Origin of the sequence: Pseudomonas sp. NFACC05-1, from assembly GCF_900100135.1 — a bacterium.
GTDB classification, from domain to species: Bacteria; Pseudomonadota; Gammaproteobacteria; order Pseudomonadales; family Pseudomonadaceae; genus Aquipseudomonas; species Aquipseudomonas fluorescens_Q.
On sequence record NZ_FMTR01000001.1, the window covers coordinates 271,213 to 293,273 of the forward strand.

25 protein-coding genes and 1 pseudogene are annotated in these 22,061 nt (G+C 56.9%); 6 read left to right on the plus strand and 20 right to left on the minus strand.

The window, feature by feature from the left end:
• Positions 1 to 395 precede the first annotated feature (395 nt).
• Positions 396 to 686 (plus strand): DUF3144 domain-containing protein, encoded by a 291-nt coding sequence (locus tag BLO97_RS01290; RefSeq protein WP_092142569.1) that lies wholly within the window; start codon positions 396 to 398, stop codon positions 684 to 686.
• Between the two features lie 166 nt (positions 687 to 852).
• On the opposite strand, the gene BLO97_RS01295 is transcribed toward BLO97_RS01290, so the two are convergent.
• Positions 853 to 1,662 (minus strand): isocitrate lyase/PEP mutase family protein, encoded by an 810-nt coding sequence (locus BLO97_RS01295; protein WP_092344509.1) that lies wholly within the window; start codon positions 1,660 to 1,662, stop codon positions 853 to 855.
• A gap of 683 nt (positions 1,663 to 2,345) precedes the next feature.
• Here BLO97_RS01295 and BLO97_RS01300 point away from each other — a divergent pair.
• Positions 2,346 to 2,900, plus strand: coding sequence for a DcrB/PsbP domain-containing protein (locus tag BLO97_RS01300; protein WP_092344511.1), 555 nt, complete (start codon positions 2,346 to 2,348; stop codon positions 2,898 to 2,900).
• Between the two features lie 226 nt (positions 2,901 to 3,126).
• On the opposite strand, the gene BLO97_RS01305 is transcribed toward BLO97_RS01300, so the two are convergent.
• The 15 genes and pseudogenes from BLO97_RS01305 to BLO97_RS01365 form a co-directional block, all read right to left on the minus strand.
• Positions 3,127 to 3,516, minus strand: a complete 390-nt coding sequence (locus BLO97_RS01305) for an acyl carrier protein (RefSeq protein ID WP_092225400.1) — start codon at positions 3,514 to 3,516, stop codon at positions 3,127 to 3,129.
• Positions 3,517 to 3,650: 134 nt separating this feature from the next.
• The gene (locus tag BLO97_RS01310) at positions 3,651 to 4,055 is read right to left on the minus strand and encodes a hypothetical protein (RefSeq protein ID WP_092225402.1); all 405 of its coding nucleotides are present in this window, start codon (positions 4,053 to 4,055) and stop codon (positions 3,651 to 3,653) included.
• A 711-nt stretch (positions 4,056 to 4,766) separates the two neighbouring features.
• Positions 4,767 to 5,042 carry a cytochrome C oxidase subunit IV family protein gene (locus BLO97_RS01315; RefSeq protein ID WP_092225404.1) on the minus strand — a complete coding sequence of 92 codons (276 nt, stop codon included), beginning with the start codon at positions 5,040 to 5,042 and terminating at the stop codon, positions 4,767 to 4,769.
• A gap of 3 nt (positions 5,043 to 5,045) precedes the next feature.
• Entirely contained in the window at positions 5,046 to 5,666 is a 621-nt protein-coding gene (locus tag BLO97_RS01320; protein WP_170862001.1) for a cytochrome c oxidase subunit 3 family protein, read from the minus strand.
• Positions 5,663 to 6,391 carry a hypothetical protein gene (locus tag BLO97_RS31535; protein WP_158265798.1) on the minus strand — a complete coding sequence of 243 codons (729 nt, stop codon included), beginning with the start codon at positions 6,389 to 6,391 and terminating at the stop codon, positions 5,663 to 5,665. Before BLO97_RS31535 ends, BLO97_RS01320 begins: the two co-directional genes overlap by 4 nt.
• A gap of 590 nt (positions 6,392 to 6,981) precedes the next feature.
• Complete coding sequence (locus BLO97_RS01325; protein WP_092142549.1) at positions 6,982 to 7,926, minus strand: DUF7064 domain-containing protein; 945 nt, start codon at positions 7,924 to 7,926, stop codon at positions 6,982 to 6,984.
• 102 nt (positions 7,927 to 8,028) lie between these two features.
• Complete coding sequence (locus BLO97_RS01330) at positions 8,029 to 9,102, minus strand: phosphotransferase (protein WP_092344513.1); 1,074 nt, start codon at positions 9,100 to 9,102, stop codon at positions 8,029 to 8,031.
• Between the two features lie 99 nt (positions 9,103 to 9,201).
• Positions 9,202 to 9,483 (minus strand): cytochrome C oxidase subunit IV family protein, encoded by a 282-nt coding sequence (locus BLO97_RS01335; protein WP_092344515.1) that lies wholly within the window; start codon positions 9,481 to 9,483, stop codon positions 9,202 to 9,204.
• A gap of 4 nt (positions 9,484 to 9,487) precedes the next feature.
• The gene (locus BLO97_RS01340) at positions 9,488 to 10,141 is read right to left on the minus strand and encodes a cytochrome c oxidase subunit 3 family protein (RefSeq protein ID WP_092344517.1); all 654 of its coding nucleotides are present in this window, start codon (positions 10,139 to 10,141) and stop codon (positions 9,488 to 9,490) included.
• A gap of 117 nt (positions 10,142 to 10,258) precedes the next feature.
• Positions 10,259 to 10,996, minus strand: a complete 738-nt coding sequence (locus BLO97_RS01345; RefSeq protein ID WP_092142536.1) for a hypothetical protein — start codon at positions 10,994 to 10,996, stop codon at positions 10,259 to 10,261.
• Positions 10,997 to 11,271: 275 nt separating this feature from the next.
• Complete coding sequence (locus BLO97_RS32110; RefSeq protein WP_371914889.1) at positions 11,272 to 12,099, minus strand: methyl-accepting chemotaxis protein; 828 nt, start codon at positions 12,097 to 12,099, stop codon at positions 11,272 to 11,274.
• 30 nt (positions 12,100 to 12,129) lie between these two features.
• Positions 12,130 to 13,032, minus strand: a pseudogene (locus BLO97_RS32115) (Tar ligand binding domain-containing protein); the annotation flags it as partial.
• Between the two features lie 52 nt (positions 13,033 to 13,084).
• Positions 13,085 to 13,246 (minus strand): rubredoxin, encoded by a 162-nt coding sequence (locus BLO97_RS01355; protein ID WP_063321856.1) that lies wholly within the window; start codon positions 13,244 to 13,246, stop codon positions 13,085 to 13,087.
• Positions 13,247 to 13,259: 13 nt separating this feature from the next.
• A complete protein-coding gene (locus BLO97_RS01360; protein ID WP_092344521.1) occupies positions 13,260 to 14,150 on the minus strand; it encodes a fatty acid desaturase in 891 nt (296 codons plus the stop codon).
• A 17-nt stretch (positions 14,151 to 14,167) separates the two neighbouring features.
• The gene (locus BLO97_RS01365) at positions 14,168 to 14,818 is read right to left on the minus strand and encodes a TetR/AcrR family transcriptional regulator (RefSeq protein ID WP_092225416.1); all 651 of its coding nucleotides are present in this window, start codon (positions 14,816 to 14,818) and stop codon (positions 14,168 to 14,170) included.
• 417 nt (positions 14,819 to 15,235) lie between these two features.
• Between BLO97_RS01365 and BLO97_RS01370 the strand changes: the two genes are divergently transcribed.
• From BLO97_RS01370 to BLO97_RS01385, 4 genes are all read left to right on the plus strand, one after another.
• Positions 15,236 to 16,495 (plus strand): aromatic ring-hydroxylating oxygenase subunit alpha, encoded by a 1,260-nt coding sequence (locus tag BLO97_RS01370; protein WP_092225418.1) that lies wholly within the window; start codon positions 15,236 to 15,238, stop codon positions 16,493 to 16,495.
• Entirely contained in the window at positions 16,496 to 16,990 is a 495-nt protein-coding gene (locus BLO97_RS01375; RefSeq protein WP_092225420.1) for an aromatic-ring-hydroxylating dioxygenase subunit beta, read from the plus strand.
• A gap of 334 nt (positions 16,991 to 17,324) precedes the next feature.
• A complete protein-coding gene (locus BLO97_RS01380) occupies positions 17,325 to 18,560 on the plus strand; it encodes an NAD(P)/FAD-dependent oxidoreductase (RefSeq protein WP_092344523.1) in 1,236 nt (411 codons plus the stop codon).
• A gap of 31 nt (positions 18,561 to 18,591) precedes the next feature.
• Positions 18,592 to 18,912 (plus strand): 2Fe-2S iron-sulfur cluster-binding protein, encoded by a 321-nt coding sequence (locus BLO97_RS01385; RefSeq protein WP_092344525.1) that lies wholly within the window; start codon positions 18,592 to 18,594, stop codon positions 18,910 to 18,912.
• Positions 18,913 to 19,027: 115 nt separating this feature from the next.
• On the opposite strand, the gene BLO97_RS01390 is transcribed toward BLO97_RS01385, so the two are convergent.
• Genes BLO97_RS01390 through BLO97_RS01405 form a run of 4 tightly spaced genes read right to left on the minus strand, consistent with a single transcriptional unit; the run spans position 19,028 to position 22,039 of the window.
• A complete protein-coding gene (locus tag BLO97_RS01390; RefSeq protein ID WP_170867331.1) occupies positions 19,028 to 19,300 on the minus strand; it encodes a cytochrome C oxidase subunit IV family protein in 273 nt (90 codons plus the stop codon).
• Positions 19,297 to 19,932: a cytochrome c oxidase subunit 3 gene (locus tag BLO97_RS01395; RefSeq protein ID WP_092225428.1), complete on the minus strand. Its 636-nt coding sequence runs from the start codon at positions 19,930 to 19,932 to the stop codon at positions 19,297 to 19,299. The genes BLO97_RS01390 and BLO97_RS01395 overlap by 4 nt, the downstream gene beginning before the upstream one ends.
• On the minus strand, positions 19,929 to 20,636 hold the full coding sequence (locus BLO97_RS01400) for a hypothetical protein (protein WP_092344527.1): 708 nt from the start codon (positions 20,634 to 20,636) through the stop codon (positions 19,929 to 19,931). Before BLO97_RS01400 ends, BLO97_RS01395 begins: the two co-directional genes overlap by 4 nt.
• The gene (locus BLO97_RS01405) at positions 20,633 to 22,039 is read right to left on the minus strand and encodes a phytoene desaturase family protein (RefSeq protein WP_092344529.1); all 1,407 of its coding nucleotides are present in this window, start codon (positions 22,037 to 22,039) and stop codon (positions 20,633 to 20,635) included. The genes BLO97_RS01400 and BLO97_RS01405 overlap by 4 nt, the downstream gene beginning before the upstream one ends.
• Between the last annotated feature and the right edge of the window lie 22 nt (positions 22,040 to 22,061).

The following is a 22,061-nucleotide window of genomic DNA, read 5'->3' on the forward strand; positions in this document are numbered from 1 at the left end:
TGGTGCTTGGTATTGATCTGTTAATACCTAAACATAGACTTCGCAATGCAACTGTCCGCCATGCACGTCCCCTTTTAAGCTTTCACACAGTGCGCAAAAATTGTGCGAATGGGGATAGATCGACTTTAAACATCAACGTTTCCGGGGAATGCTCAGCCGCGAAGGTAAGGTTTGGCTCGACACAGCAACGGGTGACCACACCAGTGAACACCAAATTAGTAATGCCCACTCGGCCGCTTGGGTTGGCCGCGAAAGGGGTGCCAATGTCTGGCCGGTATCGGGCTTAAACGATCAACGCTCGCACTGATGAGCGATCAATACCTCTTGAGGCATCTGCAATCCTGCCGGCGGTTATGTTCCAATGACGCCCCTCATTTGCTTACCGGAGCTTTACCATGGCCGACGCTACGGACCACGCCTTCTATGACCGCGCAGACGCCCATATTGAGTTGTCAAACGAACAGCTTAAAACCTATGGAAACCTCGGTGAGATCAGCGCCTCGATGATGTTTGGCACATCACGTTTCAACGCATGGGCCAGTGCGCAGAACTTCAATTCCGGTGCCGAAATGGCCGACGCGAGGGAGGCGTTGCTGAAGTATTTCTGTGATCAGTATCGGATGATGCTTGAGGATAATTTGGATGATCACATCAATAATTTCGGTCAGTACAGGCTGGGCAAGTAGGCCGTCGGGACGGAAACCAATAACCATACGCTGTGGGTCTCCTGAATCCTTCCCGTCAGCCCCTGGAATCGATCAGTGCAACACACGGGTTAGGTGGGGTATGGCCAGAAAATCGTTGGCCCATCGGGCGAGTAAACGAATTGCGCCCCTCGTCCGCAGGACAGCATCACTCGGTTTTCACCGCCATCAAAGCATTCAATTCGCCGTATGTGTGGGCTTTCAAGGTTTGGGTGTCGAGTTGGCCATTGTCCAGGAAGCTGCGGACCAATGCTCCCATGGCGCCGTGCAGAAACTCGGCGATGCTGGAGCCCGCGCTGAGTCGTCTGACGCCCAGGCGCTTCAATTCGTCAGGGTAGGGCAGTCCGTCCCGGGACAGCAGGTTGACGGGTAGTTTGGTCTCCTGACAGAGGGTGGCAATTTCGTTCGGAGCGACCACGCCAGCGGCAAACAGACCGTCCGCCCCGGCACTGGCATACAGTGCGGTGCGCTTCAGGAGTTCCTCCAGGCGTTGTTCGGCGGGGAAAAGGTTCTTCAGGTAGACGTCGGTCCGTACGTTGATGAACAGCTTGACGCCCGCCTGGTTTGCCACCTTTCTCGCGACATCAATCTTGCGAACAAGCAGTTCTGGAGAGCCCAGGCCGTCTTCGATGTTGATCCCAACCGCCCCGGCGGCGATGACTGTGTTGATTACTCGGCCGACCTGCTCCAGGTCATCGGAGTAGCCGCCTTCGATATCCACCGTGAGCGGTACGCTGAGCCCCCGTGCCATCGACTTGACGGTGGTGCTCAGGAGGTCGAGAGGCAACTTGTTGCCATCCTGATAACCATGAGACCAGGCCATGGCCGCGCTGCTGGTCGCTACCGCTTTGCCGCCCAAGCTTTCGACGATGCGTGCACCGCCCGCATCGGCCACATTGGCCAAGACCAGCAGTCCGTTCTGATGCAGATTGTGAAAAGCGGTATCCAGTGCAGTCATGACAATCCAATTCCTTTGAAAGTTGTGCCTTTAATGGCGAGGGGCGGTGTGTTAGAGGCCGGTTGTGCAATGCACGTTGCTTAAGTATGGGGCATCTGTGACGTAAGCATGCCACTTCGGGGAGGGTTGGAGTTAAAAGCGCAAGGTCCGGCGGGGAGCGATCTACGACTCGCAGCTGCTTTCCAATACCTCAGCATTTCCTTGAGGTGATTTTCTGTAGGCGCAACAGCAGATTTACTCTCCATTGTGTCTTCTCCTCGGGTAGCAACCGCATTGGGTCAGCAGGAGTAATCGTTCAATCGGTGGGCGCGCGCTTTTCTGGAGAGCGAAAGGAGCGCCATAGGTCCCACGACCCTCGCCCGTGTCTCTGAGCAACCGCCATGCATTGGAACCAGCAATAGGGGGACTATTTGTAAGCGCACGGGCAAACCGTCTTGCACGACTAAGCCGGACGCCACCTATGCGGTAGCAGCGCTGCAATCTCACTCGCCCGCTGCGTAGCGACCCAGCAAAGAGCCAGTTCTTGCGCCCCAGCGCCCGAGGCTGTATCTGGTTGTCGGGTAGTCAGACGCGGTCACCCGCGGCTGTGAACAACATCCTGGGCAAGTGAGCAGGCAAGTAAGCTAGGCTGTTCGCACGACTGGCCGTTGGTATTCGACGGCCTGAAAACAAAGGCGCTATCAATGTCGAAACATTTGCTGTTGGGCTGGACCCGTTCCTTGTGCGTACTTGCTGCCTTGAGCGGCGCGGTCACCATGGCAGTTGCCGCCGAGCCTGAAAAAACCGCTACGGCGGCATCGGACACGCAATCGGTGTCCCTGGCAGGCGGCAAGCTGACGTTCGTGCTGAAAGGTGTCGAGGCCCGTACCTTGAACAGCGAGAACGGCGGCACGATGTACTTCGATCCGAAAAGCGAGCGGGCCATCATCGTTACTGAAGGTCCGGCGCCGACTGCGGGCACTACCCCGGACGCTGCGTTTCGCCTTGCCGTGGATACCTTGAACGAAAAGCAGCAGGCCGCGTCACCCAACTTTCGCATGACTAGCGAGAAGACCATTCAGGTGAACGGCTTGAAGATGTACCGCTTGGACGGCACCGACGATTTCAACGGCCTGAAACTACTGATGGCCTCGTTGATGACGATGAACGATCAGGAGATCACCATCATCGAAGTGATGTCCAGCGTAAACGACCCGGCCGGCCATACCGCTGCGTTGAAGAACATCCTGGGCAAGTAAACCGCAGGTTTCCGGATGGTAGGCTGTCGGCTCCCGACGGTCTGCCCATCACATGGAGCCCGCATGATCTCGTGCGCAAAGCTTGCCCAACTCGGTGTCGTGCTCCCCGACCCGCCCGCGCCGCGACTACGTACCCGACGTGGTGCACCGCGGGGTGGTCTACGTCAGTGGCCAGCTGTTGCGCAAAGGCAATCTCACGATCACCGGTCCGGTGACATCCGCCACCTCACAAGACGATCTCAAGCGTGCCGACCGTGCATGCTGCGCGCACTGAGCGCGATCGATCAAGCCCTCGGGCTGGAAAATGTGGAGGCACAGGGGAAGGCGTATGTTCTATAGCTGCAGTTGCAAGTAGCGGTTGCAGGCCTCGGGATGCTCGCGCAGCAGGTGCTCGACCACACCGCCAGTCGAAGAGCAAGGTCTTGTTGAGGCCGAGGAACACCGGCTGGATTCGCTCGTTGAAGTCGAGGATCGCCAGGGAGGTCAGGCCGATCTCATGAAACGGCGCTTCATCGTGCAGCGATGCCGGGGCCAGTCCGGTGGCCTGCAGGAGCAGGTCGCGCACTAATTCCTTGAGCGCCGGCTTGAGCACGGCGTCTTCCCTGGATTGGATCATGTTCACCCCTTGAACTGACCATGGCGCAGCGTTCGGCGGATACGGGGCCGCCGACGCGAAGGCGCCAGGCAATGCGGACTTTCAATGGGGTTGAACGGCGACCGGCAAACTTCCGACCGCGGTCCGGCGAAGGTTTACAGCGTGATGTTGGGGGTGGGGTAGAACAAAATATTGAGTACGAAGAGGATCATCCAGAAACCGATTTCCAGTGTTTCGGTAATAGGCTGGATCTTCTTGATTGCGCCGTAGACATGCACAACGAACATCAGCGTGAAGACGACGAAAAGAATATCGAAGGCATAGCTGAAACTGGTGCCTGTGGTGGCCGAGCGCAACATCGCTACTTCAACGACAAGGATGAACGCACCGAGGCAACGACCGAAATAGATAGCCAGGTGTTCGTGTTCGGGGACGGTCCAGCGCATGAGCCGGGCCCATTGGAGCGGGGCGAAAAAGATGGGTAAGGCAAAGAAGAGGGTGGTCACCACCATCAGGGTTGTGATGTATTCCTTGCTGTATTGCGCATAGTAACCAAGCATTTAAGAACTCCTTGTCTCATCGGCGCATCTAGGCGCCCGGCAGTAATTATTATTGTTGTGACTGGCTGGTTTTGCGGCGTGAAGTATTGGGAGGGCTGACCAGAAGCGTCAATTGTACAAAGGCGCCTACTACCAAAGGCGCGGAGGGGGGTAGTACCACTCACACATTAAGTTTCGACGGATGGAAGTGGTATCTGGGTGGAGCTCACTGCGGCGACGGCGACTGGCGTTTGCGCGACGCGAAACAGGTAGTGTTGAGGATGAGCACAACTATGGCTTATAGGCGAAATCGCCCCACGCAAGCCTGAGGATCGCTTCCTCTCCGGCATGCGTCGCCTCTATCGCGTCATTAAGCTTGAGCAAGTTCGTTTGGACGGTGGTGTGAGAGGTCGGCGATTCTTGAACTCGCACTGAGTCGTCTAACGCCCAGGCGCTTCAATTCTTCGGGGGAGGGCAGTCCGCCCGGGACAGCAGGTTGACTGGCTGTTTGGCTTCCTGGCAGGTGGTGGCCATTTCGTTCGAGTCGACCGCGCAGGCTGTCCAGCCTTACTCCTCCACGCGTGGCCCATGGTCCCGTTCGCGCTGGCGAGAAGGACGACCAGATTCTGGCTAAACAGGGCTGAACCAAGGCGCATATCGCGATTCTGTGTTCGCAGGTCATGATCTGAAGAATGGGTCAGACTTTTCGAGCAGAGCGGTCATTGGCGCGCGTCACGCCAACAGCGGAGCAAGGAAATAGGGCGCGAGGATGACGACGGCCACCAGCACCGTCCAGCTTTCGAACAAGAGCCGCACCCGCCAGGGGGCGTGATCCAGTTCCATGAAGTGGAGCAGGACCATACGCACCTTCCAGGCGGCAATCAATATCGTCGCGATCGTGGCGGTTGCTGCGGTGACGCTGTCTTTCGACAAGCCCCAGGTCGTGACGATTGTCGCGATGCTCAGCAACAACCACACGCTGGTCACCCATCGTTGTGCGCGGTCCATGTATTACCTCATGAGATAAAGTAGCGGGAAAAGGATGATCCAAAGCAAATCGACCATGTGCCAGTAGATTCCCATGCTCTCGATACCAACCAGGCTGCTGTCTCTGGCGTATGTCCCCGCCCGAGCGTGTGCCCAAAATACGGCAAGCGCTACGCAGCCGGCGACGACATGCAGGAGGTGGATGCCGGTCAGCGCGAAATAGAACATGAAGAAGTCGTTGGTCAGCATGGTGTAGCCGGCCTGAATCTTCCCCATGTATTCAAAGATTTTCGAAATGCCAAACGCGATGCCGCTGGCGAGGGCGGCCGCCAGCCACGGACCGACCGCGGTGCGCCGGCGCGCCGCCTGGACGGCGCGGACCATGCACCAGGAACTGGTCAGTAAGATCAGCGTGTTGCCTCCTCCAAAGTGGAGGTTTAGAGCCTGACGTGAAGCCTCGAAGGTGCCAGGATTCTTTAAGCGCTCGACCATGAATGAGCCGAACAGCAGCGCGAAGATCATCATGTCCAGGCCGACGAATACCCAGATACCTTCCAAACCCGGCAGGCGACGGACTTGTGGCGTGCACATGGGGGGCGAGATGAGCCTGGCGGTAACACGCTGGCGTGACGGAATTAACTTCAATTCTTCCCCCGATCTTCCGCTTCGAGTCGCAGCAAAGCCTTCCGGGTCAACGGCACAAGGCAAAAGAGGTAGACGAAGAACGTCACGAACACGAGCCAGAAGGTGATCAGGCCGTGCCATGCAAAGATGCCGGTGGTCAGGAAAGGAATCAGTAGGACCGAGATGAAAGTTGCGCAGGTGAAGAAACCCAACCACGCGATCCAGGATGGGAATAGGGGCTGCTCCCGCTTGTCCATCAGCATGCAGATGCCAATGGCGCACCACTCGATCGCAAAGATCACAAAGGGTGGATCGAACATGAACCAGCCTAGGTCGTAGAGCATCTGGATCTCCCCATCGGAGCGGCTGTCGGGCCGAAAGGCGGCGGTCATCCAGTAGAGTGCAGGCAGCATCAAGGTCAACATGGCAGCTACGCCGCTAGTACGCACCACCTGCGAGAGAACGCTCATGGAGTCCGTCAGGATGCGTTCCATGATTTTGGCCATGACCGCAGTCCAGGTCAGGTAGAAGGGCATACAGACGAACATGACCATCATGCCCACTCGAATACCGAAACTATTATCTCGGAAATAGCTGCTGATTTCGCTTGCGCTGAGGTAGGCCGGAGGCGGGGGCCAGAAGCCCGCGAATACAGCAAACCCAAGTAGTCCACCAAGCGCGACGATCAGAACAGAGTAGTTGCACAGATGCAGGATTCGGTAACTTGCCGAGCGTTCGGTCGTCATCGCGAGAGGTCCTTTTTTATGGCGAATAGTCAGTTTTTCTTGTGTTGGCGAAAGCATCATAGAGTTTGTCCGATCAATTTCTCGAGGAGTTCGTTGGTTTAGGTGTAGGTCGGCCCGATTATTGGCGCTCGCTTTTCCACGTCCCGAACAGCTGCGGCGGGTAAGGCAGCAATTGTCGAACAGTCACCCGCTCGGTCGGTTGCGCCCAGCTCGCACCAGCGCTCCTGGTACGGCACAACCTGCTTCGTCCCGAAGCGGCGAGTAAGGTTGCGCAGGGATCGAGTTCGTCGTTCATCCGGTGGGGGCGGTAGGCGTCGAGCATGGGGTCTGGTTACGCGAGTGAGACTGCATCTAGTCGATACCACGAAAGCTAGCCATCTCCGCTGCGTGGCCAATCGTCGGTTACGACGATTTGGTGTAACAGCGCTGGATTGTTTGCTGATAGTTCGAAAATATGCGGCGCCAACACAGGTGGTTGACACGGTATCTGCTAACTACCCATGAAAAACCCACTATCCAGCGCTGGTAAGCATCCCCTTGTTGGGTGATCCTGCTGTTATGTGCAAAAACTCTATTTACAGCCCTGGTTCTTAGCTTTCGCTTTGACGCAGATAATCAAGATAAGCCTTCGACCAGCCCATTTCGACGTGACCTACACCTGGTTCACCATCAATCTCCACAATCATCGAACCCTCGTTAAGGGTGTACAGGGGGCTGACTTCGAACTCAAACAAGGCAAATAGCTTGGTACGCACGGTGGTGACGCGTCCGGCTGCATCTTCGATAACAAAGGCCATCTCGGTGTGATAAAACATCGGGTCTAGCGTGAAGTCGACCCGCACGTCCGTCACCTGCTCAATGCGTCCCTCTTTCTGGATGTATCCCATGAAGCCAGTGCGGCCAACAGCCATGTACTGAAAGACATTCAAGGCCACATCGGGGCCCGCCTGAGCTTCGAGCCACTTCGACTGCTGCACTTGCCCCCAATCACGCGTCCCCCACGAGTGGTCACGATGACCAAACGTCTCGAAGGGAATCGTGCGCTCGCCAAGGCGAAGCACGCCCTTTACGCGCCCACTTTGCTCAAAACGGTCTGTCGCCATCCAGGTCGGACATCCTTCCGGGCTGGAGCCGTAGTTGTAGGCTGGGTGCATCGCTTCGAACTGGTATTCGATACTGGCTTTCTGGCCGGAGTAGTGAACTTCCGCAGACTCAAGCGGTAAGCGATGGCGGACTTGGACATCACCCACGTGCCAATCGTCAAAATCCATATCACTGGGTACAAGAATACCGTCGCAAATCTCAAATATGGGCTCTTTGCCCACGCCGGAACCGTAAACGCTCAGGGCGGCGCCTGCTTTATTGTCCCCGCTCACCCAGGTGTAAATGAAAGCGGCGATGTTTTCCTCGGCAAGCTGCAACATGAAAACCAGCGACTCGCGCGCATGGGATTCGTTACCTAATTTATGACGGAGGTCGTGTTCCGGTCCTAGGGAAAATGCTGCTGTTGAAGACTTATTACCTACCTTGTTCATGTCCACTCCTGATTATTATCGTATTTACAGGGCAGCGCCTTGCTACAGAATGCTGCCTGTCCGGACGTATGACGCAGCTCTCGACGGATGCTCACTTCAGTTTTAGTTGAAGAGTGCTTCTGCATTCAGCTCGAGAACATGCGCGCCGTGACGCTCCAGCGAAGCTTTGTACATAGCTAAGCCGCGCTCATTCTGTTGAACTAGCATGGAAGTACCCACCGCCATGAAAAAGCCGTACAGGGCATGCAGGCGGTAGCCATCCCAACAGGCTTGCCAAGAAAAGTCCCTTACTCCCATGGCAAGCAGCTGTTCGTGGTAGTCACGGATTAACTCTTGCTCATGGCGCTGGCGGAGTTTCGTGGAGAGGCCGGCTCCGAGATAAAACGCTGCGTCGACCATCGGTGACCCTAAGCGCACCGTCTGCCAGTCAACAACTATCAATGGCGAATGGTCGCTATCGTGACCGAAGAGCATATTGTCGAGCCTGTAATCACCATGCTGTATGACTCGGGGGCCGTCCAACCTACTAATGTATTCGACTGAGCGAGGCACTACGCGCTCCGCCAGGCGAATCAGCTCGGGGTCGATAAGGGGCGCGAAGGTTTTGGAAAACCCATCCAGAGTACCAGGGAAGAGAGAGAACAAGCCCACGGTGCGTCGCTGGTCCGCGAGCCATGGCAGATCCAGGAGCGATGGGTCGTTCCAGCGAGGTTCCTGTAACCTGACAAGTTGTTGTAGCGCGAGACGTGCTTGCTCGACGGTTCCTCCCTCAATGACATTGCCCACACTGTAGGCACCAAGATCCTCGAACAGCAAAGTGAACCAGCCTTCGGTCGGGTCGAACTCTGCGAACCAGCAACGTGGCGTTCTGATTTCAACGGTGCGACTGATTTGCTGATAAAAGCGTACTTCGGCTTCATACACTCCCATGGCAACGCCCGTTTGACGACTGGTCTCACTTACGGAAGCCAGTTTGGCAATAATGGTATTGGGGGCAAATTCATCGGCTCCCTCATAAGTAGGCGTCAGGCGTACGACAGAGCCCAATTGCCCTGTGCCAACGGTCTCCACCGTAAGATTGGACACATGTCCTTTTGTAAGCGCACCGGCCTTGGTAAGGGTGTCCGTTAACCAAGCTGGGGTAAACTCTGCAGGGTTGCGAATGATAGGTTTCATGTTGCCCCTTCAATTTGTGCGTGATCGGTTGGGTCGGTGAGGCGTATAAATAAACGCTTTGGATTGCTTTTTTTTACTGGGGTGTTGGAGGTGAAGTGTTTAATCTTGGCCTAGGCCGAGTCCAATAAATATGATTGTGGAAACAAGCAGCAGCCAGCCATCAAACGCTAATTTCCATGGCAGTGCCATGTTCTTGATCTGCATGAATTCCCGCATGACTAGCCTGCATTTAAATGCTGCAATGGCGATCATGATCAAGCGGCTCTTACTACTAGTGAACGCACTGCCAAGCGTGCTGCCCGAGAAATAAAAAGTCGCTAGCGTGGCCATTATCAGAAGCAGCCAGACAAAAGTTTCGCGAGATGGGAATGAGTAAATCATCTTGCTATCTCATGATGTAGAGCAGGGGGAAGATTATAATCCACAGTAAATCCACCATGTGCCAGAAGGTGGCGGAGCTTTCAAGTCCGTGAACGCCCGATGAGCCATTTTTTATGCGAAAAAACATGACGATTAGAACAATTGATCCAATGAGTACATGCATAAAATGCAGGCCGGTAATCATGTAGTAAAACATGAAAAAGTCGTTGGTGAGCATGCTTATGCCGGCAGACAGTTTTTCTTTGTACTCTAGGATCTTTGAAATCGAGAAAGCCAAGCTGCACGCTAGGGTCAGGAGAATAAACACCATGCAGGTGCGCCGGTTCAGCTTGGACAGGCTACGTATGGCCAATACGATAAACCATGAGCTGGTTAAGAGAATGAGCGTGTTGAAAATTCCCGCATTTACGGATAACGATGATTGAGATTGAATGAAGCTGTCAGGATTTTTGGCTCTTTCATAAAAGTAAGAGCAGAAAATAATCATAAATAACATCATGTCCATCAGGACAAGGATGAACACTCCTTCCTCGCCAGGGGCGTGCTTGTTTTCTGTTCGAGTAGGAATAGTTTCATGTTGCTCTGGGCGAGAGCTGTGTAGTGCTCCGAGCGGGTAGTTGGACTGTCTGTTTTTTACTTTCTCAATGCTGGCAACCATTTCAAATCGCTCTGTTATGGAAGTTTGAAGCCCAATTGCACGCCCGCGAGTGTGCAATAGGACGGTCGCTCTATCATTTTTTGCAGGGAATCAATGGCGCTCGGTAAACAATTGCAGTCAAGCGATGCCAATAGAATCCTGCTCGATGCGCTTAATGGCTTTCAGTACATAGTGAGTGGCGATGATGATCCATATAAAGAAATCAAACAGGCCAACGTAGTAGCAAAGTAGACCGTTCCACGCGAATGGGCCTGTCCGGAAGAATGGAATTAATACTGCCATAAGGAACGATAGGCCCATGGCAATCGAGAACCATCCCAGCCATTTGGGGAATAGCGGTCTTGGGTTTTTATCAATTAGGCACAGGCAGCCAAATGAAACAAACTGGGTGACGGATACCATGACTGTGGTGTCAAACCACAACCAAGAGTAATCGGCCAGCAATTTTATGTCTTGTGCTGTCTTCAGTTCGGGGTCATAGGCGGATGCCTCCCAGCCTACGCATGAGGCCCAGGTCGCCACTACAGTGCCGAAAGCCCCCATTAATTGTATGAGGGAAAGCGTGCCATTCGGGCCTTCGACATATTGCATGGTTCTAGAAACTGCACTGCCCCATATGTAATAGAGGGGGGTGGATAGGAGTATCATTAACATGCCGATTCGGATGCGGAGGCTGTTGTCAATATAGTATTGATGGGTTTCATCTACGCTAAGGCTCTGTGCGGGAGGCGGTAAAAAGCCCGCAACTCCAGCCCAGGCTATAAGGACGATAATGCAGTATAGGTAACCTGCCCAGCCGCACCAGCGCCAACTTGTGAAGTGGGGGCGTTGGGGGATGTTGTATATGGATTTCATGGTTTTTCTCCGATGGCTATGCGCTTGTTGTATTTGTTTCATGAAATTCAGTATGCGGTCTGTCAGGGTGAATATAGTTTCGCGGAGTTTGCGTCGGTCGGAAGACGGTCTGCATCGTCAAAAAGTCCAGGCAACGAGGTCGGCGCATTTCACTAGATTCGGTAAGTCTTCTTCAGGCATTCCCTGAGCGATGAATCGCGAACACTGTTATTTAGGTATTATCTTCTCCCCCTGACGTCCACCCGGCGTCGTCGAAATCGACGAATTAACGGGGGTCAGACCTTGAACTGATTAATGGCCTGGCGCAGGTCAGCAGCGGCACCGTCCAAACTGCGGGAGACCGCTGCGGCGTGTTCGCCGGTGCTGCAATTTTCCTGGCTCATCTGCGCCACCGCCTCGATCCGTTGGGCGATTATCTGGGTGGTGCGGTCCTGCTCGATCAGTGCCAGGGAAACCGCGCTGATTCCCTCCGATACCAGGCTGGCACTCTGCAGGATCTCGTTCATGCTGGCCGCCGCGTTTTCCGATAGCGCCTGGCTTTCGCGAGTGCGGCTGGTCACTATGGCCATTTCCACGACGGCCTGGCGGGCGGAGGCCTGCATGGAACTGACCATATCGCGGATCTCCTCGGCCGAAGTGCGCGTGCGCTCGGCCAACTGGCGTACCTCATCGGCCACCACGGCGAAGCCACGGCCCTGCTCGCCGGCCCTTGCTGCTTCGATGGCGGCGTTAAGGGCGAGCAGGTTGGTCTGTTCGGCAACCGCCTTGATCACCTCGACGATGGTGGTGATGCGATCCGTTTCGTTGCCCAGTGCGCTGATAGTCTCGCTCGCTCGGCCGACCTGGCGCGTCACCTGGTCGGTTTCCTCTGCTGTGCGGCTGATTGCCTGCGCGCCACAACCGGCGGCGTCCGCAGCATCCTGGGCTCGGGCGTGAGCATCGCGGGTACTGGCATTGATCTGGCCGATGGAGGCGCTCATCTGTTCGATCGCGCTGGCGATGTCTGTGGCTGCTTCGTTCTGCTGCACCGAACTCTTGGCCACCTGTTTAGCCATGGTGCTGGTCTGTTGGGCCGTTTGGTCGATGCGATTAGCGCCGACCATCACTTCGAGCAAGGCAGTCTGCACCCGTTCGAGCAAGGCGTTGAATGCGCTGGCGGCTTGCGCCACCTCGTCGCGGCCATGGTTAAGTGCACGGAGGGAAAAATCGTTGCTGCTGCGCACCTGTTCGAAGGTCGAGCGCAACTGATGCAGCGGATTGACCACGCTGCGTACGATCAGGGCGGCGAGAATACCGAGGATCAGCATGGTGGCCCCTAGTACGCTGGCGATCAGGCTGTTGGCGGTGGCGATTACCGACTCGCCGCCAGCCTGCGCCTGCGTGGCATCGGTGACTCCGAGCTTGAGCAGTTTCTCCAGCGGCTCACTGGAGGCGTGGATCGCCGCTGCCCAGGGTAGGGTGTTAGTTACCAGCTCCAACGAGCGAATATGTACGTCGTCCCAGCTCTTCGCTTGAGCGAGGGTCTCGCAGATTTCGGTCTGCACTTGGTCGGCGCTTTGGAATTCGTTCCACAGCGCGCTGAATTCCTGCCACAGGGCCTGCTCTTCAATGCTTTTGGTCTGGGTATCGTAGGCTTTGAACGCCAGCTCGGCCTGTGTCAAGGCTTGGCGGTGGCGCGTGAGGATGTCGTTGAACAGGTCGTGGGCCTCGGCCAGGGCGTCGCTCTTGTCGCTCATCGAGTCGAACGCCTCGGGGCGCCAACTGGCGCCCTCCTGCATGGCGGCGATGGAGATCAGTCGCGCGTGACGCAGAGATGCCAAGGCATCAACGGCACTTAGCGCGCCGCTGACCTCTTCCATGCTGTGGCCGGCATTGTGGATACCGAGCCGGCTGGCGGTCCCTACGACGGCGAGGCTTGTGATGAAGCAGAACATCAGAAAGTACAGCTTTGCACGCACGGACAGATTGCGCATATGACGCTCCTTGGCTTCTGGCGGATGCTTCTGGGCAGCTTGGAGGGCGTAGGGGAGTCTCATTCAACGCATTTGTGCAGGTACACCGGGCCAAAGTGGCCCGGGCGATGATGAGTCATACAATCTCGAAGTAGTCCGCCTTGCCGGCTCCGCAGTCCGGGCACATCCAGTCGTCAGGGAGGTCTTCCAGCGGGGTGCCGGGAGGGATGCCGTTGTCCGGATCACCAAGACGCTCATCGTAAATGTGTGAGCAGAAACTGCATTGCCAACGTTTCATGGTCGGCTCCTCTTCAGGTGGCCAGATGGATGACGGGTTGAATGGCGAAGCCATGCTGAATCTGCAGGTTGCGCTGTCGTAGCTCCGGCTCCAGCAGCTGCCAGGCCTTCACATGCTGATACGCGGGCATGGTCGGGAACAGGTGATGAATCAGGTGGTAGTTGTGGTACTGACACAGCGGCGTCAGCAACCACTCGTGGCCCAGGCGCATGGAAGTAGCCAGGGTCAAGTCCTGCTCGGATTCCACGTCGTCCTTGACATGGGGCAGCCAGAAGAACACGCAGCCCACCAAGATGAAGACCAGGCGCGAGGGGATGAACCACAACAGCAGCACATGCATGCCATAACCCAGGTAGGTCAACGCCGCGACTATGGCCAGGGTGATCGCCGCATTGAGCAGTGTGCCGCGCAGGTGGCGCATGGCGATCGGATCCCGGTTTTTCATGATGAATAGCAGGTAACCAATTTCCAGCATGGACCAGCGTGCCGGCAGGCTCCACCAGGGGCCGTGCATCCAGTTGTCGGGATCTTTCGGGCCATTGGTGAAACGGTGATGCTGGATGTGCGCCCAACGGAAAATTCCCAAGCTGATCTGCGGTGCGAAGGTGGCCATGCCGATATGGCCAAACAGGTCGTTGAGCTTCTGATTCTTCGCCGCTGAACGGTGAATCGAGTCATGGGCCACAGTGAACTGCCAGTACATCAGGAAGGTATTGAGCAGGCAGGTCCAGCCTAGGTTGAAGTAGCCGAGCACGGCCAGGATGTCGGCAACAATCACGCCGCCGGTGGAGGCGATCAGCAGTCCAAGCACCATGGGGGAAGCGCCGGGGACACGGCACAATTTTTCGAGGGCCGCGCGCTTTTCCAGGGGGACGGTAAAGCGAGCCAGGGCATTGATAGTCACAGGTCTTCTCCTCTACATCAGCTATGCGACGACTGGCTAGTCGGTGGCTGCGGGTTTTTTGTTGGGGGGGCGATATCGCCTGCGTGCAGAAAACTGTCGATCAGCGGCCATGCCATTTCGCGCAGAGACAGGCCATGCACCAGCTGGTTAGCCGTGTGCAGAGAGAGCATCCCGTGCAGCAGGCTCCATAGACCGTGGGTAAGTAACAGGGCATTGCCATGCAGGCGTTTCTGGTCAATGGCGGTCTGTACCAGATCGACGCACGAGGCGAAAAACTCCCAGCGTTCTGTCAGCAGCGGTGGGTATTCGGTGAGATCCGGCTGAGTGTCAGAAAAAATGAGCCGGTATTTGGCTGGTTGGCTGCTGCCAAACGCCAGTAACTCCCGAAGCGTCGAGCGGATGCGTTCGATCGGATCTCTTTCGTCATCGCTGGCCGGCATTGCGGCGGCCTTCAGCTCCAAAAGGCATGCGCGACGCATCTCGGCGACCAGGGCTTCCTTATTGGCGAAGTAGCGGTAGCCGACGGTGTGGCTTAGTCCCACCCGCTTGGCGATCCGACGCAGGGTGACGTTGTCCATACCCTCTTCCAGGTACAGCTCCAGGGCTCCTCGCACCAGGGTCTGGCGGAGGTTCTCGGTTTCATCGGCTGAGTAGACTGGGCGGGCCATGGATCATCGTGTTCAGTGGGGTGTGGGGCCAAATTAACAGCATTTTTCAGTATTGTTAACTGTGTAAAAATAACGTTGTTAATCTTTGAGAGCCGCTGATCTGCTGCTATCTATCTGAATAAAAAAGTGATTTCGCCTGCTTGCCGGTTTCGGCAGGTGTTTGAAAATCGTCGAATCCGACGAGCGGGAATGTAGGGTGTGCTCGACCCTGGCGCCCTTGGTTTTCTGGGCGAATGCAGGAGCGTGAGTCGTATTGAAGAGGTTAAGAAACGGGTCGTTCAATTAAGCAGTTAGTCGGCAGCGACTGGACTGTCTGGTGCGGGTGTTGGGGAATTCGTCGAAAACGACGATCTGGGGTTTCGGGGACATCGATACAGTGCCGGCTATCGAGTCTTCACTCCCCTTCAGAGGTTCGCGATGACGACATTAATTCCCACCCGTAACTGGGATGACCTGGTCCAGCATGACCGCGTGCATGGCTCGGTCTACACCGACGAAGAGCTTTTCCAGCTCGAGTTGGAACGGATCTGGTACCGCACCTGGGTTTACGTTGGCCATGTCAGCGAGGTTCCCAAGCTCAACGATTTCGTGGTCAAGTCGATCGGCCCGCAACCGGTGATCATGACCCGCGACGGGGAGGGGCAGATCCATCTGCTACTCAACCGTTGCCCGCATCGAGGCAACCAGGTGTGCCTGGAGCATGCGGGTAATCGCAAGTCATTCACCTGTCCCTATCACGGTTGGACCTTCTCCAATACCGGTAGCTTGCGCGGTTATCCGTTCGCGGCCGGCTACGAAGGCACCGACCGAAGCACTCTGGGCTTGGGCAAGGTGGCGCGCATCGGCATTTACCAGGGCTTTGTGTTCGGCAGCATGGCCGTGGAGGGGCCGACGCTGGAGGAGCACCTGGGTGCGGCCCGTGGCGCGCTCGATGCGCTGGTGGTGACGTCGCCCGAGGGTGAGGTGGAAATCACTGCCGGCTTCCTGCAGCACAAGGCCAAGTCTAACTGGAAGTTCATCGTCGAGAACGAGACCGATGGTTACCATCCTCAGTTCGTTCATGCCTCGATCTTCGATGTCGCCTCCAGCGGTATCGGCGATCTGTACAGTGCTGACTCCACTGCCGTGGCCCGGGATATGGGCGGTGGCCACACCGAGATCGACCTGCGACCAGAGTTCCGCCGCATCGGCCAGCCCATGGGCTGGTTTGGCACCACCGAAGCACGCCTGCCCGAGTACGTGAGCAAGATGCGTGAAGCATATGGCACCGAGCGCGCCAACGAAATCATGATCGATGGCACGCCACACATCATGATCTTCCCCAACCTGTTCATCGCCGAAATCCAGATTTTCGTGATCCAACCGCTGGCGGTCGACGAGACCGTGCAACACGTCACCGCGCTGCAGTTCAAGGGCGCGCCCGATCTCAATCGGCGCCTGCGCCAGCAGACAATGGGCTCGGTCGGGCCGGCTGGTTTCCTGCTCGCCGACGACTCGGAAATGTACGAGCGCACCCAACGTGGGGTTCGCAGCCGCAATCCGGAGTGGAACTACCTCGGCCGCGGCCTGGCGCGTGAGCGCCGCGATGCTGACGGCTTCCTGATCGGTGACGCTACCGACGAAGTGACCACACGTGGCATCTGGAGCCACTACCGCTCCCTGATGGAGGCGCAATAAATGGGCAGTGCAGTTATCCCGGAAAAAAACCTGATCGTCGAAGTTAGCCAGTTCCTCTACCGCGAAGCCCGCCTGCAGGATACTCACGAGTACGACGACTGGGAGGCTCTATGGACCACCGACGGTGTGTACTGGGTGCCGGCCAACGGCGATGACATCGACCCGGAAACGCAGATGTCGATTATCTATGACAACCGCTCGCGCATCGCCCTGCGGATCAAGCAGTTCCATACTGGCAAGCGCCACACTCAGTCTCCGCGCTCGCGCCTGGGGCGGGTGCTGTCCAACGTCGAGATCATCGAGGCCAGTGGTGACGAGATTCGGGTGGCGGCTAATGCCATGGTCTTCGAGTCCAACCTGCGCGCCGACACCGTGTGGTGCACCCGCAACGAATACCTGCTGCGTCGAGAAGAAGGCGGCCTGCGCATGGCGCGCAAGAAAGTGGTCTTGGTTAACAACGACAAGGCCCTTTTCACCCTGTCTTTCCTAATCTGAGTTCGTCTTCCATGAGCAGTATGGAATGGCGCAGGTGCTGGGGCTGCACGGCGGCGGGTTGAGGGCGGGTCATCAATGTCGGTTACGAGGCCTGGGAGGCGTGCTGGGGCTGCTACCAGTGCGTCATGCAGTTGCTGCCTGAAGCCGCTTCCTGCGCCGGGCAGCCCCGTTGTTCAGGCGGCTCGATCAACCAGGCGTGAGCCCGTTGCTGACCCCTGGATGGCAGGTAAGGGAGCCGCCACGAGTTCGTCGCAAACGACGATGTGCGGCTTCCGGCGGCGGGCGAGCATGACTGAAAAATGCAAGCCATAGTCATCTCGAAGAGAGCCGCCCCATGTATCCACAGAACGAAACTGCCGTCATTGTCGGCGCCGGTCATGCAGGTGCCGAACTGGTGGCTACGCTGCGTCAGAACGGCTATCCCGGCCGGATTATCCTGATCGGCGATGAGCCCGAGCTTCCTTATCGGCGCCCGCCGTTGTCCAAGACCTACCTTTCCGGTGAGGCGAGCCGCGAGTCGTTGCTGATTCGCAGTGCGGCCGCGTACGACAAGTTGCAGGTGGCGTGCTGGACCGGCGTGCAGGTCTGCGCCATCGACCGCGAGCGGCGGACCGTCACGCTCAGTGATGGCCGGACTCAGGCCTATGACAAGCTGGTGCTGGCCACCGGCGGGCGGCCGCGTCGCCTGGAGGAGCCGGCTGCGCAGAAGCCCAATGTCCATTACATTCGTAACCTGGCGGATATCGAACGGTTACAGCCGGACTTCGTCGCGGGCAAGCGTCTGCTGGTGATCGGCGGCGGTTACATCGGTCTGGAGGCCGCTTCGGTCGGGATCAAGAACGGCCTGCAGGTCACCGTCCTGGAGGCGGCGCCACGGGTGCTGGCACGGGTCGCGGCTCCGGAGATTTCCGCGTTCTACGAGGGCGTTCATCGCCGCCGGGGCGTGGATGTGCGTACGGAAACCAGCGTGCAGGTATTCCAGGGTGCCGAGCGAGTGGAGTCGGTGCAGCTAAGCGACGGCAGTGAGTTGCCGGTCGACTTGATCATCGTCGGCATCGGAATCTTGCCCAATGACCAACTGGCCCGTGACGCCGGTCTGGAGATCGACAACGGCATCGTCGTCGACTCTTACGCGCAGACCCTTGATCCAGACATCCTGGCGGTTGGCGACTGCGCCCGACACGTCAACGGTTTCCTCGGCTGTCTCATCCGCATCGAATCGGTGCCGAGTGCCCAGGAGCAGGCGCGCACGGCCGCTCATACGATCTGTGGCAAGAACCTGCCACACATCGCCGTACCCTGGTTCTGGTCCGACCAATTTGATCTCAAGCTGCAGATAGTCGGCCTGTCCCAGGGCTACGACCAACTGGTGCTGCGGGGCGATATGGCTGCTGAATCCTTCTGCGCCTTTTACCTGCGCAAGGGGGTGGTGTTGTCCGTCGACGCGGTCAACCGGCCGCAGGACTTCATGGTCGGCAAGCGTCTGGTTGCCGAGCGGGTTCAAGTCGATCCACAAGTGCTGGCGGACGAAAGTGTTGACCTCAAGTCGTTACTTGCCGCAGCGCTCTGACGTCGTTGCCAGAACAGTAGGAAGTAGAACTATGCCGAAAGTCATTTTTATCGAAAATTCTGATGTGGTGCACAGCGTTGAGGCCGAGACAGGCCGCTCGCTGATGCAGATCGCCGTCGACAATCTGGTGCCGGGCATCGACGGCGAATGCGGTGGGGCCTGCAGCTGTGCAACCTGCCATGTGTATGTCGATCCCGCCTGGCAGTCACTGTTGCCGGCGCGCAGCAGCGACGAAACCTTCATGCTGGAAGGCGCCTTCGAGGTCAATGAGAGCAGTCGCCTGGGCTGCCAATTGAAAATGTGCGAGGAGTGGGATGGGCTGGTGGTCAGGATTCCAGTGAGCCAGGGTTGATGTGCAGACTTCCTGTAAGTCTGCCTCAGCAAGCGAGGCTACGAAGTTGAATGGATTGATCTAACACACTTTACGATCACGAAGACTGACGGCCTGGCGGTAACCATGGTTGCACCTAGATGGCATAGAGTGCGATTGCTGCACCGCCAGTCAGTCCGATCCAGGCCATGAATATGTGGCGCAGTACCCGAGGAGCCCCGCGAAGCTCCATGAAGTCCATGCCGATGTAATAGACCTTGATGAAGGCGATGGCTATCGCAATGGAGGACGTCAGGTGTTCGCTGGTGGCGGAAAAAGGATGGCTGGTACTCAGCCACCAGGTAGCGCAGGTGGCTAATACCAGAGAGAGCCAGACGATGGTCACATGTTGCTGCGAAGAAGCACTCATGCGATGCATACCAAATAGAGCAGCGTGTAGATGAGGATCCACAGCAGATCGACCATATGCCAGTAGACCGCCGAGATTTCGACAAAGACGCGCTCATCGCTCCAAGGCGCTTGGCTGTGACATCTGCTCCACCAGAGGCTGAGCAGGCATACGCCAATCAGAACGTGCAATAAGTGGATGCCAGTCAGAACGAAGTAAAAGGTGAAGAACAAGGCGCTTGTAGGTGTATGCCCATTGGCTACTTCAATGCTGTATTCGATTGCCTTGAGGCTGGCGAATCCTAACGCGCAGACCAAAGCGCCTAGTATCAGGCGGCCGGCGCGGACGGTATGACCGCGACGCTGTGCGCCCACAGCGAGCGCAACCCAGTATGAGCTGAGGAGTAGGATGAGTGTGTTGATGCCACCGATGCTCTGAAACAGACTGCCTGCATCGTTTGAAAAGGCACTACGATCTTGGCGGTTGTTCCAAAGGAACGTCAAAAAGAGGGCACCAAAAATCATCATGTCACCGAAGATGAATACCCAGATTCCCGCTTCGCCAGGGTGGTTGTTATCGGTGGCATGCGACGGTTTACCCTCTATGGGCATTGCGACGTCGTTGCAGAGAAAGTCCGGGACCTGAGAGGTCATGCAGAGGCGCTTTCCATTTTGGCGAGGGCAATGATTTGTGCATTGGCGTGTTTGATTGCAACGCCCATGCCTACCAGAAATACCGCGTAAGCCCCCAATGCCAACCAGAAGACGAAGATCCCGTTCCAGGCGAATGGTCCGCTCATGAAGAAGTAAGCGAGTACGTCAGGTACAAAGGCCAGTGCAACCCACAGATTGAGGAACCCTGCCCAGCGTGGAAAAACTCTGTGGGGGGCGCTGAGCACTGCCGTGCCGATGGCAATGTTTTGGATCATGAAAGGTATGATCCCCGTGAACAGCAACAACCAAGCGATATCGTTCAGTGTTTGATACTCCTCGGGTGTTCGATCGGTACGAAAGGCGATGGTCGCCCACAGTAACTGGGGGAGGGTGTTAAGTATCACGGTAACTGCGCCGGCAATCATCTGGGTAAAACTGAGCAATGGGTAACGACCTTCCATGCGCAACATGTGCATTGAGATGGCAGCCAACATGGGAAGCATCAGTCCAACCCCTACGGAAGCAATGACAAAGCCCATCTTCGTCACCGTCGCATCGTCGATGAAGAACGCGGCGACTTCTATAGCGCTGGTTGAGGGGCCTAGGGGGAGTGGCAGTATTCCTGCGATCAGCCAGCCGACACAGGTGACAACTAATGCGGCAGTACCGCTCCAGGCGCTGATGCTGAAAACGCGCTGGTTCATCGTGCTTCCTTAGGGCTATTGCTGGTGTGGTCAACAACGTGGGATTGTGGGATGGGCTGTGATACGGCCTTTGCATGTTCTTGTTGTTGGGGCTCGAGCGCCGCTTGTGCTGCTTGCCTGGGGTATGCTCGTCCAATCTTGGCCGCTACCAGAATGGCAGTTTCGGCACAGGCGGTCGTTGCCGCGCTACCCCATTCTTTGACGCCATCGCCGACGTTCCAGAGGTTCGCAATGGGGGTTTCATTCGGCAAGTCCGCGCCAGCCATGGCTCGTTGCGCGGGCCACTCGTCGCGGGTCACTACCACGTCCAAAATGCGTGCCTGCGCGAAGCCAGGGAACTCGTCTAGCAGGTCGGCTTTCAGGAGTTCTATTTCATTGGCTTCATTGAAGTCGCCGGTGCAGGGTTGCGGTACGCTGGCTCCGGAGTAAAGATGCCAGTTTGGCGGCGAGTTTTCCGGACAGGTTTGCGTGAAACTCGTTGCGTAGCAGAGCCGCCGGGTGGAGCTGAAGCAGGCAAATCCTGGGAAACTTGCCAGGGGCGTAGTACTGGCAAAGTAAATCGTGATGATAGCGCTTGGCTGGCACTGGCGTTTTACCGTAGCGCTGTAGTCGGCGGGAAGGTTTGCGTCCCCGCACAGGCCAAGGGTTGCCTGTGGCCCTATGTCACTCACCGTCAGCTTGGTTGTCAGTTGCCGTGGGATTCCATCGCGATAGACCGTAGCACCGTTCACCGTGCCGTCGGCTGCAAAACTCAGTTGCTGTACTTGCGCGTTCAACCAAATCTCGCCGCCGTGACGTTTGTAGGCAGTGAGGAGTTCCTGCCATACCGTTACGGTTCCACCAGGAGGGAATCCGAATTGCTTGAATGCTCCTTTGGTCGTCAGGTAGTGCAAAAAAAGATCGGCGGGTAACAGGTGTGGCGTGGTGGCAAAGATTGATCCAATGAAGTTGTGAAGTAGACCCAGGACCGTCGGATTGTTGGTGAAGCGTGTAACCCAGGCATGACTGGACTCACCTGTGCGGGGCTGGAGTGGTGGGATAACGTGGAGAGCAAGCCGCAGTAGCTTTATAGCGACACGGTTTGCCATGCCAGGAAGGCCCGCCGAGATGTTTATATCCTTGCCTGAGACCCGGCAAACTATACCCGGCGAGGGTTGACGCACTATCAACCGTGCGCCAACTTCGTTGAACACCTCTTCAGTTTCTGTACCTATTTCAATCCCGAGCGCCCCGGTATTCACGGCGAAGCCATCTTTGTAACGAGTCGATGCGCGGCCTCCGACTTCGCCGAGACGCTCCACGAGCAATGTGCGGTAGCCGCGCTTTGCCAGCAGTGCTGCGGTAAACAGACCACCGGCACCCGCGCCAATGACTAAGGCGTCAAATTCTAAGTTATCCGACATCATTGTCTCCTTGCGCCAAGGG

Coding starts and splice junctions, on each gene's coding strand:
- BLO97_RS01290 (WP_092142569.1), top strand. CDS start 396: ATGGCCGACGCTACGGACCACGCCTTCTATGACCGCGCAGACGCCCAT.
- BLO97_RS01295 (WP_092344509.1), bottom strand. CDS start 1,662: ATGACTGCACTGGATACCGCTTTTCACAATCTGCATCAGAACGGACTG.
- BLO97_RS01300 (WP_092344511.1), top strand. CDS start 2,346: ATGTCGAAACATTTGCTGTTGGGCTGGACCCGTTCCTTGTGCGTACTT.
- BLO97_RS01305 (WP_092225400.1), bottom strand. CDS start 3,516: ATGATCCAATCCAGGGAAGACGCCGTGCTCAAGCCGGCGCTCAAGGAA.
- BLO97_RS01310 (WP_092225402.1), bottom strand. CDS start 4,055: ATGCTTGGTTACTATGCGCAATACAGCAAGGAATACATCACAACCCTG.
- BLO97_RS01315 (WP_092225404.1), bottom strand. CDS start 5,042: ATGGACCGCGCACAACGATGGGTGACCAGCGTGTGGTTGTTGCTGAGC.
- BLO97_RS31535 (WP_158265798.1), bottom strand. CDS start 6,391: ATGACGACCGAACGCTCGGCAAGTTACCGAATCCTGCATCTGTGCAAC.
- BLO97_RS01325 (WP_092142549.1), bottom strand. CDS start 7,926: ATGAACAAGGTAGGTAATAAGTCTTCAACAGCAGCATTTTCCCTAGGA.
- BLO97_RS01330 (WP_092344513.1), bottom strand. CDS start 9,102: ATGAAACCTATCATTCGCAACCCTGCAGAGTTTACCCCAGCTTGGTTA.
- BLO97_RS01335 (WP_092344515.1), bottom strand. CDS start 9,483: ATGATTTACTCATTCCCATCTCGCGAAACTTTTGTCTGGCTGCTTCTG.
- BLO97_RS01340 (WP_092344517.1), bottom strand. CDS start 10,141: ATGGTTGCCAGCATTGAGAAAGTAAAAAACAGACAGTCCAACTACCCG.
- BLO97_RS01345 (WP_092142536.1), bottom strand. CDS start 10,996: ATGAAATCCATATACAACATCCCCCAACGCCCCCACTTCACAAGTTGG.
- BLO97_RS32110 (WP_371914889.1), bottom strand. CDS start 12,099: ATGGTCGGCGCTAATCGCATCGACCAAACGGCCCAACAGACCAGCACC.
- BLO97_RS01355 (WP_063321856.1), bottom strand. CDS start 13,246: ATGAAACGTTGGCAATGCAGTTTCTGCTCACACATTTACGATGAGCGT.
- BLO97_RS01365 (WP_092225416.1), bottom strand. CDS start 14,818: ATGGCCCGCCCAGTCTACTCAGCCGATGAAACCGAGAACCTCCGCCAG.
- BLO97_RS01370 (WP_092225418.1), top strand. CDS start 15,236: ATGACGACATTAATTCCCACCCGTAACTGGGATGACCTGGTCCAGCAT.
- BLO97_RS01375 (WP_092225420.1), top strand. CDS start 16,496: ATGGGCAGTGCAGTTATCCCGGAAAAAAACCTGATCGTCGAAGTTAGC.
- BLO97_RS01380 (WP_092344523.1), top strand. CDS start 17,325: ATGTATCCACAGAACGAAACTGCCGTCATTGTCGGCGCCGGTCATGCA.
- BLO97_RS01385 (WP_092344525.1), top strand. CDS start 18,592: ATGCCGAAAGTCATTTTTATCGAAAATTCTGATGTGGTGCACAGCGTT.
- BLO97_RS01390 (WP_170867331.1), bottom strand. CDS start 19,300: ATGAGTGCTTCTTCGCAGCAACATGTGACCATCGTCTGGCTCTCTCTG.
- BLO97_RS01395 (WP_092225428.1), bottom strand. CDS start 19,932: ATGACCTCTCAGGTCCCGGACTTTCTCTGCAACGACGTCGCAATGCCC.
- BLO97_RS01400 (WP_092344527.1), bottom strand. CDS start 20,636: ATGAACCAGCGCGTTTTCAGCATCAGCGCCTGGAGCGGTACTGCCGCA.
- BLO97_RS01405 (WP_092344529.1), bottom strand. CDS start 22,039: ATGTCGGATAACTTAGAATTTGACGCCTTAGTCATTGGCGCGGGTGCC.